The organism is Cupriavidus oxalaticus, assembly GCF_004768545.1.
In the GTDB taxonomy this organism is placed as follows: domain Bacteria; phylum Pseudomonadota; class Gammaproteobacteria; order Burkholderiales; family Burkholderiaceae; genus Cupriavidus; species Cupriavidus oxalaticus_A.
This window is the reverse complement of sequence record NZ_CP038636.1, coordinates 157232-172778: the sequence shown is the minus strand read 5'-3', so window position 1 is coordinate 172778 and position 15547 is coordinate 157232. Positions and strand designations below refer to the sequence as shown.

Sequence of the window (15547 nt, the reverse complement as noted above, 5' to 3'; positions counted from 1 at the left end):
TCACACGCGCCGTCCCAGGGCGAACAAGGAACCGTCATGCTTGCAGAAAACAACATCGTCATTGTCGGTGGCGGATTCGCCGGCACCACGCAGGCCCAGGCGCTGGAGAAGCGGACACCGCACAACTCCTTCCCGAGCTGCCCGCCTCGCTTGGCCTGGCCGCGGCACGCCAAATGACCGCGCGCGGCATCCGGCTCAGGCTCGGCGCCCGTGCCGCCCGCTGCGAAGCCGACACCGTGGTGCTCGCAGACGGCGAAAGGATCGAGGGCGCGACGGTGATCTGCACGGTCGGCACCAAGCCGAATCCGCTGGTCGCCACGCTCGAGCGCAATCTCGCGTTGGCCACCCGGCGCGGACGCATCGAGACCAATCCGGATATGTCGGTGCGCGGCATGCCTGGACTGTGGGCCATCGGCGATTGCGCACGCGTGGCCAATGCCGCCACCGATCGGGATTCGCTGCCCACCGCGCAGTTCGCCGTGGCCCAGACGCGCCAGCTCGCGCATAACCTCGCCGCCTACCTCGAACAGCGTGCGTGTCAGCCGTTCTCGTATCAGAGCAAAGGCGCAATGGCCAGCATCGGGCATATGAAGGGCGTTGCCCAGGTCTATGGCTTCAGCTTCTCCGGCTTGCCGGCCTGGCTGGCCTGGCGTGCGCTATACCTGATGCGTATGCCGACCCTCGGCCGCAAGCTGCGTCTCTGGGCCCACATGGCAAAGCATAAAGCTTCCGGCGTACTGCGGGCGCCCCACCCTACCCCGACGCTAACCGGAGATCAACATGCTTAAAGGAAGATCCGCTATCGTTACCGGCTACAGCAGAGGTATCGTGCTTGGCGTTGCGCACGCCGTTGCCATCCACGGCGCGGGTACGGCGTGCGTTGTGCGCTATTCGCCGGCGCGCCGGCCTAAACCGGTTCGCGACATGGCGGAATTTGCAGCTACCGAGTTCGGCAAGGTTGACCTCATCGTCAATAACGCAGGCATCCAACAGACAATGCCGCCTCCATGACCGCCACGGAGCTCGCCATGGATGGTGGCTGGACACAGCACTAGAGACACGCCATGCCGACCGATTCTGGAGTGCAAGAGTCCGGCCAACCCAGCCAGGCCGTGAAGCCGGTCACGCTGGCGTTGCAGGGCGGAGGAGCCCATGGTGCCTTTGCCTGGGGCGTGCTGGATCGCCTGCTAGAAGACGGCCGGCTGGCGATCGAGGGCGTCAGCGCGACCAGTGCCGGCGCGATGAACGCCGCGGTACTCGCGTACGGCCTGCTCCAGGGCGGGCCGCCCCGCGCCCGCACCGCCCTGCACGACTTCTGGCGCGATATTGCCAGCACCGCGCGCGTCCACAGCCCGTTCCGCAAGCTGCCATGGGAATACTGGCTGTCCAGTGGCTATGGGCTCGATTACTCGCCGATGTACTTGTTGACGGACATCACGCTGCGGGTGCTGTCGCCCTACCAGTTCAACCCGCTCAATTTCAACCCGCTGCGCGATGTACTAGCCCGCCATGTTGACTTTGACGCGCTGAACCAGCGCTGCCCGATCCAGCTCTACCTGTGCGCGACCAACATCGAGAACGGGAAGATACGCGTGTTCTCACGCGACGACATCTCACTGAAGGCGGTGCTGGCGTCGGCCTGCCTGCCGTTCCTGTTCCAGGCCGTCGAAATCGACGGCGAACACTACTGGGACGGTGGCTATGTCGGCAACCCGGCCATTTTCCCGCTGATATACAACTGCGGCGCACGTGACGTGGTGATCGTCCATATCAATCCCATCGTGCGCAAGGGTGTGCCGAAGACCGCCGCGGAGATCCTCAACCGCATCAACGAGGTCAGCTTCAATTCCTCGTTGATCCGCGAACTGCGCGCGATCAGCTTTGTCACCCGACTGATCCAGGATGGCAAGGTCCGCGGCGGGGACATGAAGGAAATGCTGATCCACTCGATCCGATCCGACCAGACCATGATGGCGCTCGGCGTCTCCAGCAAGCTCAACGCGGACTGGGACTTTCTTTGCTACCTGCGCGACCAGGGCCGGGACCAGGCGGGGCGCTGGTTGCAGCAGAACTATGACGCCATCGGTGAACGGTGCACCGTCGACCTGCAACAGGAATTTCTTTGATCCAACCACGCAGCGCTGCCGCAACGGACGGCGCCGATCTCTTCAATTACGCACCTAAAAGTGGCGGTTTCGCAATAATCCGAGGTGACCTCAACGCGGATAGTGATTTTCATTTTTGGGGAACCGCGCGGCCGCCCGAGTACGGCGTCGAGTCGGGCAAAGTTGACGAAAGACTGTTAACGGACTATATTCGGTCCAGTCATGTCATCCACAGGAGGGTGCGATGCGAATCGCCGATCACGTCAAGCCGATCAGCTATCTCAAGAGTGAAGCCGCGCAGATCGTCAAGGACCTCGCTGAATCCGGTGAACCATTAATCATCACCCAGAACGGCGAAGCCAAGCTCGTTGTCCAAGACGTGCGCAGCTACGAATCCGACCGGCAGACATTAGCCCTGCTAAAGATTCTGGCCCTGGGGCAGAAGCAGATCGAGCAGGAGAAGTTTTCCGACATCGATGAGGTGTTCGCAGAGCTGGACGAACTGGACCGGAAAGAGAAGCAGCGCTGATGGCCTCCAAATTGCTGAAGGCAAAGCTTCTCGACAGCGGTAAAACCGAACTGAAGCGGGTGCGCCGCTATGTGGTGGACGCATTTGGCATGGCCGCCTGGGAAGACTCATATGCTCAGATCCAGGCGTCCATGACTCGCATCCGGGAGTTTCCCGAATGCGGGCACATTGTCGATGAACTCAGTGGGCTAACCGCGAACAGGTTCCGCGAAGTGCATTGCGGAAAAAATCGCATTATTTATGAAGTCAGGGATGACACCATTTTTGTGCACTTGATCATAGATCAGCGTCGAGATCTGACTGCCCTGCTACAAAAAATCATCCTGCAGGTGTAAGAAGAGACGACCAGCGTCGCGAACCCTGGTCAATCCGGTTGTTCGTTGTCCGTCGACTGAAGCAGGTGGCCGTAGGCGTCAATTTCCTTTTGCGTTCGCACCTGGCTTTCCGCGATCTTCTCTGGTGTGACTTCGCCGTCGACAAATTCCACTGATACCCGGCTTACGCGTGGATCTCTGTCAACGATCCCCTGCAAGATCTTGTCCAATAGTTTTTCACCGGCTTGCAGACCGAGCGATCGTGGCACCAGTACCTTGACCAGCAGGATCTCATCGTCGGCGGCGCTTTGCGCCACACCCGCGAGTGCGGATTTCAGATAGCCCTTCAGTTTCAGGACGCTTAGGTCACCGGGTACGCCAACATGCGATACCCGAATGGATTTGTGAGCCATGCCGTCTGTCTTGCGCGTGTTCTCGAAGCTCTGAATATACCGCACCGTTAAGGTTCGCCACCGCGTTCGCCCCGGATCCTGCCGGGGGCAGTCCACCGCTTCGATCGCGACAGCCTGTTGAAAACAAAGAAGAGGTTCCACAGGCGTTGCCTGTGGAACCTCCGAAGCCCGGCTGCCGTGGAAAGTGTCATCAGGACCGGAGGTCGGCACCCGGAGTGGAGACGCAATGAATGATGAATGTCACAGCTCGCGGAGCAACTCCGCGGCTTTCGGCCAGTTGCCATATCCGTCGAGCGGCGAGAGGTGGCCGATGTCGCCGCCATCGACGAAGCGGCTACCCCAGGCTTGCCCAAGGGCGTGGACCTGCTCGAATCCTCCGATCGGGTCGTTGCGGCTGCCGACCACGATGCTCGGGAACGGCAGGCGCGCCCTGGGCAGCGGCGTCCAGCCGTTGGCAGCCAGCGTCTGCGGATCGGAGTAGCCGGCGGGCAGGGGCGTGTCGAGGTCGGCGGGGGCCGCGAGCAAAGCGCCCTGGACCTCGCGCGTCGTCTGCTGCGCCCAGTGCACGGCGATGCAGCATCCCATGCTATGGGCCACCAGGACGATCGGCCCTTCGATGCCGCTGACGACGCGCTCGAGGTTCGCCACCCTGGCGCTGCGCAGGGCCTTGTCTTGGTCGATCTGCGGCACGATCTGCACAGCCCTTCCCTGCGCTTGCAGTTGTTCGGCGAGCAGCGTTTGCCAGTGCTCCGGCATGTGGTCGCGAAGACCGGGAACAATCACGACCGTCGGCAGGTTGGTAGAAGTCATGGAAATCGATTTCCTCGGTTGAGATCCGGAGCGTGATCGCTCCCTGCCCTGCGGGATGTACGCAACGGTCAGAAGATATGGCGGATGCCCACGGCCGCAACGAACATGGACTTCTGCCCATTGGACAGCGAGTAGCTATTGCCCAGCGCCAGGCTGGTAGCGAAGCCGCTCGCTGCCGAGTCCATGGTCAGGCCTGCGTTGCGGGTATACGCAGTGGTCAGATACACGTCAGTCCGCTTCGAGAGCGCGTAGTCGGCGATCAGAGCGATCTGCCACGGATTTGCCGCGTGCGTGTTGCCGCCGACATTCTTCAGGTTCTGGTAGTCATACTCCAGCGTGAAGTCCAGCGCAGCCGACACGCGGTACTGGCCACCGATCCAGTAGAAGTCGTCGCGCAGGAACTCCCTGCCGGTCTGGTCCTTGTTCTGCCCCCAGCGGTAGCCGCCCATCAACTTACCCGCGCCAATCGCATAGCTGGCCATGACGGCCGCCTTCTTCAACGTGCCGTTGCTCGTGCCGATCGTCGGGTTCCACTGGTCGTAGGCAACGCCCAGCCCGAGCGGGCCGTTCATGTAGGTCACGCCCGCACCGTAGGCCGAATCCCGGCGGAACTGGCCCGGCACTTCGCCGTTGCCGCCCAACGTGGGAATACCGGGATTGATCTGCGGCAGCGTCGTACCGACGCCGAACGACCAGTGCGCCATGGCGGTCACGGGACCGAACGTGCCGGTGTACTGCGCCACGTTGTCCTCGCGGAAGTTCGCGCCGGCGATGACGCCCGCCGGTTCATACTGCGTGGCGAAGCGGGCCGGCATGAAGTTGGCCAACGACACGAACAGCGAAGTGTACTGGCGGCCGAAGGTGACCTGCCCGTAGTCCGACTTGAGGCCGGCAAAAGCCTGGCGGCCGAACATGCGCCCGCCCTGCTGCTGGGTGCCGGTATCGGCGTTGAAGCCGCTTTCCAGCACGTAGATGGACTTCAGCCCGCCACCGAGGTCTTCCGTGCCGCGCAGGCCCCAACGCGAGCCGGAGTAGCCGCCGGAGTTCTCGCGGAACACCGAATTGCCCGTACCGGGATTGAAGCCGTTGGCCGCCGACGGCACGACGCCGACCTTATTGACGTATTCGAGGTTGACGTCGATCACGCCGTACAACGTTACGCTGGACTGCGCCTGGACCGTACCACATGCCATCGCGGCGGCCAGGGCAAGAAATGCTCTTTTCATCTACTCCCATCCTCCATGGTTCATCGTTTTCATTTGATTGTTCTCAGGCTCAGTCACTACGACTTCCGGCGTCTGGTGCGCCGCTACTACAGGGGGGATGGGTCTTGCAATCCGCCCCCCAGTTCAACGATCGGCAGCCAGCACCCTCCCGGTATGCGGCGGCCTGCTGTGATCAGAAAGGACGGTCTCCGACGATGGTGGCGCGGTCCATCCTCCGGTGGCACGGCGGATAGTCCATGACGGCGTAATGCTGGGTCGAACGGTTGTCCCAGATGGCCACGCTGTTCTTCGTCCAGCGCCAGCGGACCTGGTGTTCGGGGATATAGGCCTGCGTGACCAGGTAGCGCAGCAGGTCGGCGCCGCCGGGGCTGTGGTCCTGCCCGAAGCGCACGCGCGCCGGCGTGTGGAAGTTGGTGAAGTGAGTGGTAAATCCGTTGACGAACAGCACCTTCTCGCCAGTCTCCGGGTGGGTCCGCACCACCGGGTGCTCGGCGTCAGGGAACTGGCTCTTCAGCGCCAGGCGCCGCTCGATTGGCATGGCGGCGCCAAAGCTCGCCTCGATGCTGTGACGCGCCCGCAGGTCGGCGATCTGCTCCTTGACGTGGCCGGGCAGGTTCTCGTACGCAAGCACCATGTTGGCCCACATGGTGTCGCCCCCGATTGGCGGGCACTCCCGGCACCGCAACACGGCGCCAAGCGGCGGCACTTCGCGCCAGGTCGCATCCGTATGCCAGGCGTTCTCGTAGCGATCCGGCGGGTTGGCCGGCGTCTTGTAGATCTGCACCAACCCCGGATTCTCCGGGTCGCTGCCCGTCACGGGGTGATCCTCCAACTCCCCGAAGCGGCGCGCAAAGGCCACGTGCTGGGCAGCCGTGATGTCCTGGTCGCGCAGGAACAGCACGCGGTGTTTGAGCAGCGCTTCGCGGATGCCGGCGAACAGGCCATCATCATGGATCGCATCGGCCAGGCTGACCCCAATGAGTTCCGCGCCGATCGCACAGGTAAGTTGTTCAACTCGCATGGTCGATGGATGTCATTGCGGCTGGAGGTTGAAGGTCTTCACGATGCGGGCGTTGCGATCGAAATCGGCGCGCAGATCGTGGCTGAGCTGGCCAAGGCTCTGCGGCTGCAGCGGCTCGAACCCGAGCGCGGCAATCCGTTCCTGCACGCCGGCCCTGGAGGCTGCCTTGTGGACCGCGGCCTGGATCTTCTCGGTCAGCTCTGCCGGCACCTTGGATGACACGAACACGCCGGTCCAGTTGCTGAAGTCAACCTCCGGATAGCCCAGTTCGGCGAAGGTCGGCACCTGCGGGAGCATCGGCAAGCGCTGCCTGGCGGCCACGGCATAGGCCTTGAGCTTGCCCGCCTTTAGGTATGGCAGCGATGTCACCATGCCGTCATACATCACGGCGATCTGCCCGCCCATCACCTGCGTCAGGGCCTGCGGCGATCCCGCGAACGGGATGTTCTGGAGATCCATCCCCGCCTTCTGGTTCATGATCATGCCGGCGTACTGCGAGGCCGTGCCCGGGCCGTAGGTGGCAAAGCTCAGGTTACCCGGATGCGCTTTCACGTAGCTGATCAGCCCCGGCAGGTCCTTGGCGGGCAGGCCGGGCGCGCTGACGAGCAGCAGGGTCGACCTGGCCGCGGCCGCAACCGGCTTCACGTCCTTCATCGGATCGTAGGGCACCTTCATCGCGTGCGGGATTTCCGCGAACACGTTGGTCGCCGACACCAGGATGGTCTGGCCATCGGGCGGCGCCGCCAGCAATGCGCCGACCGCGATGGCGCCGCCGGCACCCGGCTTGTTGTCGACAACCACGGGCTGGCCCAGGTCTGCCGTGAGTTGTTCGGACAGTATGCGGGCCATCACGTCCATCGTGCCGCCGGCAGGCGCTGGCACCAGTACGCGCACCGGCTTGTTGGTCCACGCCATGGCGGCGGGCATGGCAAGTGCAAGGATCGATGCGGCGACGACGCGGCGCACGCGCAGAACGGCAGGTCGGACTGACATCTTTGTCTCCATCTCGGTGTTTCCAGCAATGTGAACTTGCTTTCGAGGGCGCAGCCGTCCCCCAACCCTCGCCCCGGCGAGGGGGAAAATGCGACCGCTGCATGGGAGGGACTACGGGACGGCTTTACGGCACCAGTACGGTGGCACCGCTCGTCTGCCTGTTTTCCAGCGCGCGATGGGCCTGCGCGGCCTCTTCCAGCGCAAACTGCTGCTTCGGCTCGCTGGTGATCTTTCCGGCTATCACCATGTCGAACACCTCGCTGGCCATGGCGAGCATGTGCGAGCGCGGGGTGGCATAGTGGACCATGGCCGGACGCGTGACCCAGAGCGAGCCCTTCGCCGCGAGCGTGCGGCTGTCGATCTCGACGGGGCCAGAAGTCGTGCCGTTGCTGACCAGCGTGCCGCGCACCTGCAGGCAGGACAGCGAGGCGTCCAGCGTCGACTTGCCGACCGAATCGAACACCACCGGAACCTTCTTGCCGTCGGTAATTTCCATCACGCGATCGACGATGTTCTCGCGCGAGGTGACGATGACGTGCGAACAGCCGTTGGCCCTGGCAAGCTCCGCCTTCTCGTCGGTGCTGACCGTCCCGATCATGTTCACGCCAAGCGCGCGTGCCCACTGGCAGGCGATCAGGCCCACGCCGCCGGCTGCGGCGTGATAGAGGATGGTTTCGCCGCCCTTGAGCGGGTAGACCTGGCGGAACAGGTATTGCGCCGTCATGCCCTTCATGATGAGCGTCGAGGCGACGCGGTCGGAGACGCCGTCCGGCAGCGGGATCAGCCACTCGGCAGGCATGACCCGCACGTCCGAGTAGGCGCCCTGCGGGCCGAGCAGGTAGCCCACGCGGTCGCCCACGCGGATGTCGGTGACGCCGGGGCCCACTGCCTCGACCACACCCACGGCATCAGAGCCGAGGCCATTGGGCAGGTCCAGTGGGTAGTGGCCGGTGCGGAAATAGATATCGATGAAATTGACGGCGATGTAGCTGTGCCGCACGCGCGCCTGGCCGGGGCCGGGGTTGCCGACTTCCACGGTCTCGAGCTTGAGCACGTCTGCGCTGCCCGTCTCGTAGAACCGGATTGCTTTTGCCATGACTTGTCTCCTGAAATTCTTTGCTTATTGCCTCTGAGCGCGCCGGGGGCAATCCCACTGCCCAGCGCGTCAGCGACTACATCGCTGTCTTGCCGCCATTGACTGCGACAATCTGGCCCGTTATGTACCTGGACCGTGGGGAGGCCAGGAACACGATGGCGTCGGCGACCTCCTCCGGGGTCCCGATGCGACCCGCCGGGATACTCGCGGCAACTGCCGCAACTTTCTCGGCGCCTCCCGCGATGCGATCCAGCATCCCGGTCTCGATCGGTCCAGGGGCAACCGCATTCACTCGTACATTCGATCTGGCCGCATCGAGTGCTGCGGCCTTGGTCAAGCCTTCGATTGCGTGCTTGCTGGCCACATACATCGGATTCTGTGCGTTGCCGCGGCTTCCCATGGTGGAGGAGAGGTTGATCACAACGCCCTCCTTCTGCTCCAGCATGACGCGCAACTCGTACTTCATGCTCAGGAACGTCCCAAGGACATTGGCGTCGAAGGTCGCTGCATAGGATTCCACCGTCTGGTCAACGATCGACCCTGGCGTGCCTTCCGTCCCGGCACTGTTCACTGCGACATCGAGCCGTCCAAAGCGGGTGACGGTGTGCTCGACAAGTTGGCGGACCTGCTCCTCATTAGCTACGTCAGCGGGCACGAACTCGGCTTCGGCACCGAGCTCCCGGAGTTGTGACACAAGTGCGGCGCCTGCGGTGGCATTGCGGCCGGAGCAAACCACTTGTGCCCCATCACGGCCAAATGCAAGCGCGGTTGCGCGGCCGATTCCAGACGTGGCTCCCGTAACGAGAACGACGGTACGAGTCATGACATTCCCTATTTGAATCAAGTCAAAACAGATCGATCCAGTTGCACCAATTCAGGCTGGAGTGCACACATCAACCGGATCGATTCATTGTCTGCGCCGTAGCCGGCGGCTCAGGCTGCGTTGCGCAGCGGCACGTTCTTGACACCAGGCTTGCGGTTCGGGGTCATGCCGTTGGCGGCCAGGGTTTCATCGACATCGTCGTACCAGGTGCCGATGCGGTAGATTTCCCGCGCTTCCTTGCCATCGGCGATCTCGCGGCCCAACTCCTTGGCGATACGCACGGTCTGCTGGATCTGCTGCACCGAGGTGAAGCGATTGCCGTGCTGATCGATGAGGGTGTCCTCGATGCCGCAGCGCACGTGCATACCCATTGCCAGCGCCATCGTGTTCCACGGCAGTACGTTCTTGAACAATGACTCCGAGGTGATGGTGCAGCCGTCCGGCGCCCGCTGGATGAAGTCGAACAGGTTGTACGGATGCGGTCCGTGGTGGCCGCCACCGATGCCGATGCAGGTAAGGTTCAGCGGGCCCTTGTAGAGGCCCCTGCGCACCATGCGGTCCAGCGTTTCGAGCGCATGCATGCCCACCAGCTGAAAGTGCGGCTGGATGCCGGCTTCCTGCAGGCGGCGCAGGTGCTCTTCCGCCCAGGCCGGGCCGGCCGGAACGATCATTTCACGGTAGGCGTCGTAGACGGCCGGGTTGGCCATGTGCGTGTTCTCGTAGAACTCCGGGTAGATCAGCTCCATGATGTTCATCTGGATGGTGTTGAGTGCTACCGTCACCTGGTCCGGCTTGGGGTCGAGATCCGCCAGCGCGTGACGCGTGTCATCATCCAGCCACTTCGCGGCCTGGCCTTCATCTTCCGGTGCGAACGAGATCGAGCCGCCGACCTGGATGATCATGTCCGGCACCGCCTTACGCACGCCGGCGATCAGTTCGTTGAACATGGACAGGCGCTTGGATCCCTTGCCATCCGGCTCACGTACGTGCAGGTGCAGCACGCTGGCGCCGGCCTCATAGCAATCCACCGCTTTCTGGATCTGCTCTTCCATGGTCACGGGGATGTCTTCGGGGAAATCTTCCGGCATCCACTCCGGGCCGTACGGAGCCACGGTGATGACCACCTTGTCCATGTTCTCGGGGTGCAGCGAGTCATCCAGAAATTGCATTTCTATCTCCTTGTTCATCGTCGATTCACGGGATTAGTCTAGTAATCCCGGGTTGGGCGTTGTCTCTCATTTCACGACATTCATGTCTCATTTCGTGACAGAATGCCGAGGCATTCGGGTTTCCCCGGAACGAATGGATCCGGGCTACACCGGGTGAAGGAGAGGCAATGAGCACATTGATTCGCACTGGCGTGCTGACCCACTATTTCAAGGTTGCGAAGCAACTGGACCTTGAACCGCGGCCGTTGCTGCGCAAGCTGGGGTTGAGCAGCGAGATGCTTGCAGACCCGGAACACTGGATTTCCGGGAGTGCCGCCGTAACCTTGCTGGAAGAGTCAGCGCGACTCACGCAATGCCCGACGTTCGGGCTGCGTATGGCCGACCTGTGGCAGCTGTCCGACCTCGGCGTCGTCAGCGTATTGCTCACGCATCAAAGAACGCTGCGCGACGCGCTTGGAACCATGGTTCAGTATCGCCACCTGATGAATGAATTCCTGGTCATCCGTATTGAGGAGACCGGCAGGAAGGTCATCGTGCGCGAGGACGTCGTCGCGGATGAGGCCGGGCCGACCATGCAGTCCGTCGAGCTGGCACTGGGCACACTGTCACGCATGTGCAGCACACTGATCGGCACGTCCTGGCATCCCCTCAGCGTCCATTTCACTCATGACGCTCCCGATGATCTGCGGCTGCACCGCCGCATCTTCGGGGGGAAGCTGGAGTTTGCAAGCGCTTTCAATGGCTTGATCTGCCGCGCTGCCGACCTGGACTTGCCCAACCCGATTGCCGACCCGGTCATGGCACGCCATGCGCAACGCCTGCTTGCAGGCCTGCCGGGCGCCAACGAGCCGTCGATTGTGCTCGAGGTGCGCAAGGCCATCTATCTGATGCTTCCGGCAGGACGCGCGACGATCGAGCAGGTTGCTCAGGGCCTGGGGATGAACGTGCGTACACTGCAGCGCCAACTCGAAGGCGCTGGAAAGGTCTTCTCAGACATGGTCAATGGCGTAAGGCGCGATCTCGTTACCCACTATATGGACAACAGAACTTACTCGCTTGGACGCATTGCCGAATCGCTTGGCTACTCTGCTTATGGCTCGTTCGTCCGCTGGTTCACGGCGCAGTTCGGCATGACGCCGACGCAGTGGCGCAGCATGAAGCTGCGAAGCTTGAGATGAGCCGCGTGCCTATGCGGCTTTATTCGCCACTCCGACGCCGGTCTCTCAACTAACGGTGGCGATCATGTTCGCCGGCATCTTCTCGTGTTCCTGCACGCGGCCCGAAAGGCCCCCATTGGGCTTTCCCTAACTGTCCCGAAATGTCAAGTATTTGCCCCCGAATGTTAAGAGGCTTTGCATCGACCGCTCATACTTCTCGCACGACTTCCGTCGTCAATGGCACCCATTTCGAGCCCACACCCATAACGGGGAGACATCTATGCAAATCCGCCCTGCCCTGAACTGCGTGCGCCGCGCCGCCGTTTGCGCTGTCCTGGCCCTGTCCATGCCCGTCGCCATGGCATGGACCAACAAGCCGGTCCGGGTACTGATCCCTGCGCCTGCCGGCGGCACCATGGATGTGCTGGCACGCGTGCTGTCCGAAGCGCTCACGGCGGAACTGGGCCAGCCCGTGGTGGTCGATAACAAGCCGGGCGCCGGCGGCAGCATTGCGATCAACACCATGCTGGCGGCGCCGGCTGACGGGCAGACCATCCTGGTGTCGACCACCAACGTGCTCACGGAAATCCCGCATGTGATGAAGACGTCCTTCGATCCAATAAAGGACGTGAAGCCCGTGGCCGCAGTGGCCAGGTCGACCCTCGTGCTGGTCGGGTCGACGAGCCTGCCGCCCAAGGACCTGCCAGGCCTGGTCAGCTATGCGAAGGCCCATTCGGGCCAGCTCAGTTTTGCTTCCTACAGCGCAGGCACGGTCGCCCACTATGCCGGTCTGATCATGAACCAGAGAGCTGGCATGGATCTGCAGCACGTGCCTTTTGCCGGCTCTCCCCCGGCGCTGACACAGGTCATGGGCGGACAGATCGCCGTGATGTACGACGGGATGGTGACCTCGCTGCCGATGATCAAGGCCGGCAAGCTGCAGGCCTATGCCCTGGCCGCGAAACAGCGTTCGCCGCTACTGCCACAGGTCCCGACCTTTGCCGAGCTGGGCTATCCGGACATTGACTTCAACAACTGGGCGGGCGTGTTCGTATCGTCCAGGGTGCCGTCAGACGTGGTCCAGAAGATCCAGGCTGCCGTCTACAAGGCAGCCTCGACGTCCAAGGTGCAGGACCGGATTCTCGGGCTCGGCTTCGAGACCGTGCCAGCGCAAACCCTGGCTCAGCTTGGTCAGGCCTTGCGCGCCGAATACGATCGCAATGCCGCCATCGTGAAGGCCAATAACATCCAGCCCTGACTGTCAGCGGCTCCGGCGGCGTTGGCTGTTTCCTTCCTGCCGGAGCTTTAGGCCATCGCGACGATCGGCGCGATTCTTCAACCTTCGCCGATCGCTCCCTCCTCCCCGATCTCCATCGACACCCGCTTGCGCAATGTCCCCGGCGGTCACGGCAAAGACCCCTATCATCAATCGCCAGGCCGACCGTCTGCCTAGAATCGGCACACATACCTCACGGTACAGCGCACCGCGCACCGCCGCCCCTCAGTCCGCCGAACCTTGCAGGAGCTTGCTTTGCCTCTCACCCATGCCCTGGACTATGCCGACACCCCCGAAGAGGTGGGGCTGTCCGCGCGGCGGCTGCAGTCGATCTCGTTGGTGATCAATGCGGATGTCGACCGGCGCAAGATCCCGGGCGCTGTCGTGCTTGTTGCGCGCAAAGGCCGCATCGCCTGGTTCGATGCGTTTGGCTTCGAGCATGCGGATACCCCGTCGCGTCCGATGCAGCGCAATTCGGTCTTCCGCATTGCAGCGATGACGCGGCCCGTCGTCGGCGTGGCGGCGCTGATATTGATGGAAGAGGGCCGGCTGGCCCTGAACGACCCGGTCGAGCGCTACATCCCCGAGTTCGCCCGCCTACAGGTCGGCGTCGAGTCGGCCGATGCGAATACCGGGGAGCGCCGCCTTGCGCTCGAGCCCATGCGCCGCGCCATGAACGTTCACGACCTGTTCCGGCACACCTCCGGTCTGACATACGGGCAATTCGGCGATTCGCTGGTGCAGCGCCAGTATCGCGATAGCGGCCTGATGGATCCCGGACAGACCAATGCCGAGATGGTCGCGAAGCTGGCGGCCATCCCGCTGCAATGCCAGCCGGGCGAGGTGTTCGAATATGGCATGTCCACCGACGTGCTTGGCCGCATTGTCGAGATCGTCTCGGGCATGGACCTCGCTCGCTTCGTCGCGGAGCGCGTGGCGCGGCCACTGCGCATGCATGCAACAGGCTTCCGGTTGATCAGGCAGGACGGCGCGGGCCTGGCGCTGCCCTCCGGCGCATCCGGCAAATCCACCGCCCTGTTCGACTACGACGAGCAGGACCCGCCTCGCTGGCATTCCGGGGGCGCCGGCCTGCTGTCCACGGCCGGCGACTACGCGCGGTTCTGCCAGATGCTGCTCAACGGCGGTGTGCTCGATGGCGTGCGCCTGCTCTCCAGGAAAACCGTCGAATTGATGCTTGGCAACCACCTGCCCTGGTCCACGCGCTTTGGCAATTCGACAACAGGGCTCGGCATCAACGCACCATTGCCCGAACTCGGCCAGGGCCATGGCCTGACAGTGGGTGTGCGCACCGCGCGGGGGTTGAGCCCGGTGCCGGGTTCGGTCGGCGATTTCTACTGGGGCGGCGCGCTCGGGACCTATTTCTGGGCGGATCCGCAAGAGCAGCTGCTCGCCATCCTGATGCTTCAGGAAAACGACCTGGCGACGCGCGTCGGATACCGGTCCCTGTTACGCAACATCGTATACGGCGCGCTGGAAGACTGAGCAGCGAGCGCATTGCGGCGACCGGCAGTGCGGCCCGCGCACACACGGCGCCAGGCACGAATTACGGAGGAGCAAGCATGAAGACAATGAACCGGCGCTGGATCCTCAGGCAGCGCCCCGTCGGCGATATCGGCGACAACGATCTGCAGCTCGTGGAAGCGCCGCTGCCACAACCGCGGGACGGCGAGATCCTGGTGCGCAACATCTATCTCATGGTGGCGCCGACCAACCGTGTCTGGATGAGCGATATCGACCAGTACATGGCCCCGGTGGCGCTTGGCGAGGTGATGCGCGGCGTCACCATGGGCGTGGTCGTGGAGTCCCATCACCCGGACTTCAAGCCTGGCGACATTGTCGAAGGCGGCATGGCGTGGGAAGAGTATTCGGTAACAAGAACTGCCCGGCGCGTCCCGGTGGAGTACGGCCTGCCCCTGCATGCCTATGCGAGCGTGCTGGGCAGCTCCGGCATGACGGCCTATTTCGGCATGCTCGACATTGCCAGGCCCAAGGCTGGCGAAACCATTGTGGTGTCGGCCGCCGCAGGCGGCGTCGGCTCGATCGCCGGCCAGATCGGCAAGATACTCGGCTGCCGGGTGGTGGGCGTTGCGGGCGGCCAGGGCAAATGCCGGTTCGTCATGGATGAGTTTGGCCTGGATGCCTGTATCGACTACAAGGCGGGCAACGTGCTTGCCGACCTTCGCGCCGCCTGCCCGGACGGCATCGACATCGATTTCGAGAACGTGGGCGGGGACACCATGGACGCCGTGCTGGCACTGATCAACCCGGGTGCCCGTATCGCGCTATGCGGAATGATCTCGACTTACAACGCGAGCGGTGACTGGTGGAGCCCGAAGATGTTCCGCAACGTCATCATGAAACGCGCCCGCATCGAAGGGTTCCTCATTTCGGACTACCGGCCGAGGTTCCACGAAGCCGTGGAGGCCATGGCGAAATGGGTCAGGGACGGCCAGCTCAAGTACCGGGTCGACGTCATTGAGGGCATCGAGCAGGCGCCCGCCGCCCTGAACCGCCTGTTTACCGGCAAGAACATCGGCAAGCAGCTTGTCCGCCTTGCCCCCGAATCCGTCATCGGCTGAATGCCGCGGCCCCTC

The 15547-nt window shown here is 63.1% G+C and carries 18 protein-coding genes; 10 read left to right on the top strand and 8 right to left on the bottom strand.

The annotated features are described in order from the left end of the window. Positions 1–36: 36 nt before the first annotated feature. From E0W60_RS37105 to E0W60_RS28800, 6 genes are all read left to right on the top strand, one after another. Positions 37–177 (top strand): hypothetical protein, encoded by a 141-nt coding sequence (locus tag E0W60_RS37105; protein ID WP_167884620.1) that lies wholly within the window; start codon positions 37–39, stop codon positions 175–177. After that, positions 174–788: an NAD(P)/FAD-dependent oxidoreductase gene (locus tag E0W60_RS28820; RefSeq protein WP_240746067.1), complete on the top strand. Its 615-nt coding sequence runs from the start codon at positions 174–176 to the stop codon at positions 786–788. Before E0W60_RS37105 ends, E0W60_RS28820 begins: the two co-directional genes overlap by 4 nt. Next, on the top strand, positions 781–1011 hold the full coding sequence (locus E0W60_RS28815; protein ID WP_135706438.1) for a hypothetical protein: 231 nt from the start codon (positions 781–783) through the stop codon (positions 1009–1011). The genes E0W60_RS28820 and E0W60_RS28815 overlap by 8 nt, the downstream gene beginning before the upstream one ends. Positions 1012–1064: 53 nt before the next feature. Then, the gene (locus tag E0W60_RS28810; RefSeq protein ID WP_135706437.1) at positions 1065–2126 is read left to right on the top strand and encodes a patatin-like phospholipase family protein; all 1062 of its coding nucleotides are present in this window, start codon (positions 1065–1067) and stop codon (positions 2124–2126) included. A gap of 223 nt (positions 2127–2349) precedes the next feature. Beyond that, positions 2350–2634, top strand: a complete 285-nt coding sequence (locus tag E0W60_RS28805) for a type II toxin-antitoxin system Phd/YefM family antitoxin (protein ID WP_133098090.1) — start codon at positions 2350–2352, stop codon at positions 2632–2634. Then, complete coding sequence (locus E0W60_RS28800; protein WP_133098089.1) at positions 2634–2969, top strand: type II toxin-antitoxin system RelE/ParE family toxin; 336 nt, start codon at positions 2634–2636, stop codon at positions 2967–2969. The genes E0W60_RS28805 and E0W60_RS28800 overlap by 1 nt, the downstream gene beginning before the upstream one ends. Before the next feature lie 29 nt (positions 2970–2998). On the opposite strand, the gene E0W60_RS28795 is transcribed toward E0W60_RS28800, so the two are convergent. The 8 genes from E0W60_RS28795 to E0W60_RS28760 form a co-directional block, all read right to left on the bottom strand. Further along, positions 2999–3502 (bottom strand): hypothetical protein, encoded by a 504-nt coding sequence (locus tag E0W60_RS28795; protein WP_240746066.1) that lies wholly within the window; start codon positions 3500–3502, stop codon positions 2999–3001. A gap of 99 nt (positions 3503–3601) precedes the next feature. Next, positions 3602–4171, bottom strand: a complete 570-nt coding sequence (locus E0W60_RS28790) for an RBBP9/YdeN family alpha/beta hydrolase (protein WP_135706436.1) — start codon at positions 4169–4171, stop codon at positions 3602–3604. A 68-nt stretch (positions 4172–4239) separates the two neighbouring features. Further along, positions 4240–5397: a porin gene (locus E0W60_RS28785; RefSeq protein ID WP_135706435.1), complete on the bottom strand. Its 1158-nt coding sequence runs from the start codon at positions 5395–5397 to the stop codon at positions 4240–4242. Between the two features lie 172 nt (positions 5398–5569). Beyond that, positions 5570–6418, bottom strand: coding sequence for a TauD/TfdA dioxygenase family protein (locus E0W60_RS28780; RefSeq protein ID WP_135706434.1), 849 nt, complete (start codon positions 6416–6418; stop codon positions 5570–5572). 12 nt (positions 6419–6430) lie between these two features. Continuing rightward, on the bottom strand, positions 6431–7411 hold the full coding sequence (locus E0W60_RS28775) for a tripartite tricarboxylate transporter substrate binding protein (protein WP_135706433.1): 981 nt from the start codon (positions 7409–7411) through the stop codon (positions 6431–6433). Between the two features lie 124 nt (positions 7412–7535). Next, the gene (locus E0W60_RS28770; protein ID WP_133098084.1) at positions 7536–8507 is read right to left on the bottom strand and encodes a quinone oxidoreductase family protein; all 972 of its coding nucleotides are present in this window, start codon (positions 8505–8507) and stop codon (positions 7536–7538) included. Between the two features lie 76 nt (positions 8508–8583). Next, positions 8584–9330, bottom strand: a complete 747-nt coding sequence (locus E0W60_RS28765) for an SDR family NAD(P)-dependent oxidoreductase (protein ID WP_133098083.1) — start codon at positions 9328–9330, stop codon at positions 8584–8586. A 110-nt stretch (positions 9331–9440) separates the two neighbouring features. Then, positions 9441–10499: a 3-keto-5-aminohexanoate cleavage protein gene (locus tag E0W60_RS28760; protein ID WP_133098082.1), complete on the bottom strand. Its 1059-nt coding sequence runs from the start codon at positions 10497–10499 to the stop codon at positions 9441–9443. A 167-nt stretch (positions 10500–10666) separates the two neighbouring features. On the opposite strand from E0W60_RS28760, the gene E0W60_RS28755 reads away from it, so the two are divergent. The 4 genes from E0W60_RS28755 (at position 10667) to E0W60_RS28740 (ending at position 15532) form a co-directional block, all read left to right on the top strand. Further along, positions 10667–11677 carry an AraC family transcriptional regulator gene (locus tag E0W60_RS28755; RefSeq protein ID WP_135706432.1) on the top strand — a complete coding sequence of 337 codons (1011 nt, stop codon included), beginning with the start codon at positions 10667–10669 and terminating at the stop codon, positions 11675–11677. Positions 11678–11936: 259 nt separating this feature from the next. Further along, complete coding sequence (locus E0W60_RS28750; RefSeq protein WP_135706431.1) at positions 11937–12914, top strand: tripartite tricarboxylate transporter substrate binding protein; 978 nt, start codon at positions 11937–11939, stop codon at positions 12912–12914. 273 nt (positions 12915–13187) lie between these two features. Then, positions 13188–14435, top strand: a complete 1248-nt coding sequence (locus E0W60_RS28745) for a serine hydrolase domain-containing protein (protein ID WP_135706430.1) — start codon at positions 13188–13190, stop codon at positions 14433–14435. A 77-nt stretch (positions 14436–14512) separates the two neighbouring features. Then, complete coding sequence (locus E0W60_RS28740) at positions 14513–15532, top strand: NADP-dependent oxidoreductase (RefSeq protein WP_135706429.1); 1020 nt, start codon at positions 14513–14515, stop codon at positions 15530–15532. Positions 15533–15547 lie beyond the last annotated feature (15 nt).

Excerpts from the sequence above, each read along its gene's own strand:
- E0W60_RS28780 (WP_135706434.1), bottom strand. The coding sequence starts at position 6,418 with ATGCGAGTTGAACAACTTACCTGTGCGATCGGCGCGGAACTCATTGGG.
- E0W60_RS28755 (WP_135706432.1), top strand. The coding sequence starts at position 10,667 with ATGAGCACATTGATTCGCACTGGCGTGCTGACCCACTATTTCAAGGTT.
- E0W60_RS28820 (WP_240746067.1), top strand. The coding sequence starts at position 174 with ATGACCGCGCGCGGCATCCGGCTCAGGCTCGGCGCCCGTGCCGCCCGC.
- E0W60_RS28805 (WP_133098090.1), top strand. The coding sequence starts at position 2,350 with ATGCGAATCGCCGATCACGTCAAGCCGATCAGCTATCTCAAGAGTGAA.
- E0W60_RS28810 (WP_135706437.1), top strand. The coding sequence starts at position 1,065 with ATGCCGACCGATTCTGGAGTGCAAGAGTCCGGCCAACCCAGCCAGGCC.
- E0W60_RS28770 (WP_133098084.1), bottom strand. The coding sequence starts at position 8,507 with ATGGCAAAAGCAATCCGGTTCTACGAGACGGGCAGCGCAGACGTGCTC.
- E0W60_RS28760 (WP_133098082.1), bottom strand. The coding sequence starts at position 10,499 with ATGCAATTTCTGGATGACTCGCTGCACCCCGAGAACATGGACAAGGTG.
- E0W60_RS28785 (WP_135706435.1), bottom strand. The coding sequence starts at position 5,397 with ATGAAAAGAGCATTTCTTGCCCTGGCCGCCGCGATGGCATGTGGTACG.
- E0W60_RS28815 (WP_135706438.1), top strand. The coding sequence starts at position 781 with ATGCTTAAAGGAAGATCCGCTATCGTTACCGGCTACAGCAGAGGTATC.
- E0W60_RS28775 (WP_135706433.1), bottom strand. The coding sequence starts at position 7,411 with ATGTCAGTCCGACCTGCCGTTCTGCGCGTGCGCCGCGTCGTCGCCGCA.
- E0W60_RS37105 (WP_167884620.1), top strand. The coding sequence starts at position 37 with ATGCTTGCAGAAAACAACATCGTCATTGTCGGTGGCGGATTCGCCGGC.
- E0W60_RS28740 (WP_135706429.1), top strand. The coding sequence starts at position 14,513 with ATGAAGACAATGAACCGGCGCTGGATCCTCAGGCAGCGCCCCGTCGGC.
- E0W60_RS28765 (WP_133098083.1), bottom strand. The coding sequence starts at position 9,330 with ATGACTCGTACCGTCGTTCTCGTTACGGGAGCCACGTCTGGAATCGGC.
- E0W60_RS28800 (WP_133098089.1), top strand. The coding sequence starts at position 2,634 with ATGGCCTCCAAATTGCTGAAGGCAAAGCTTCTCGACAGCGGTAAAACC.
- E0W60_RS28750 (WP_135706431.1), top strand. The coding sequence starts at position 11,937 with ATGCAAATCCGCCCTGCCCTGAACTGCGTGCGCCGCGCCGCCGTTTGC.
- E0W60_RS28790 (WP_135706436.1), bottom strand. The coding sequence starts at position 4,171 with ATGACTTCTACCAACCTGCCGACGGTCGTGATTGTTCCCGGTCTTCGC.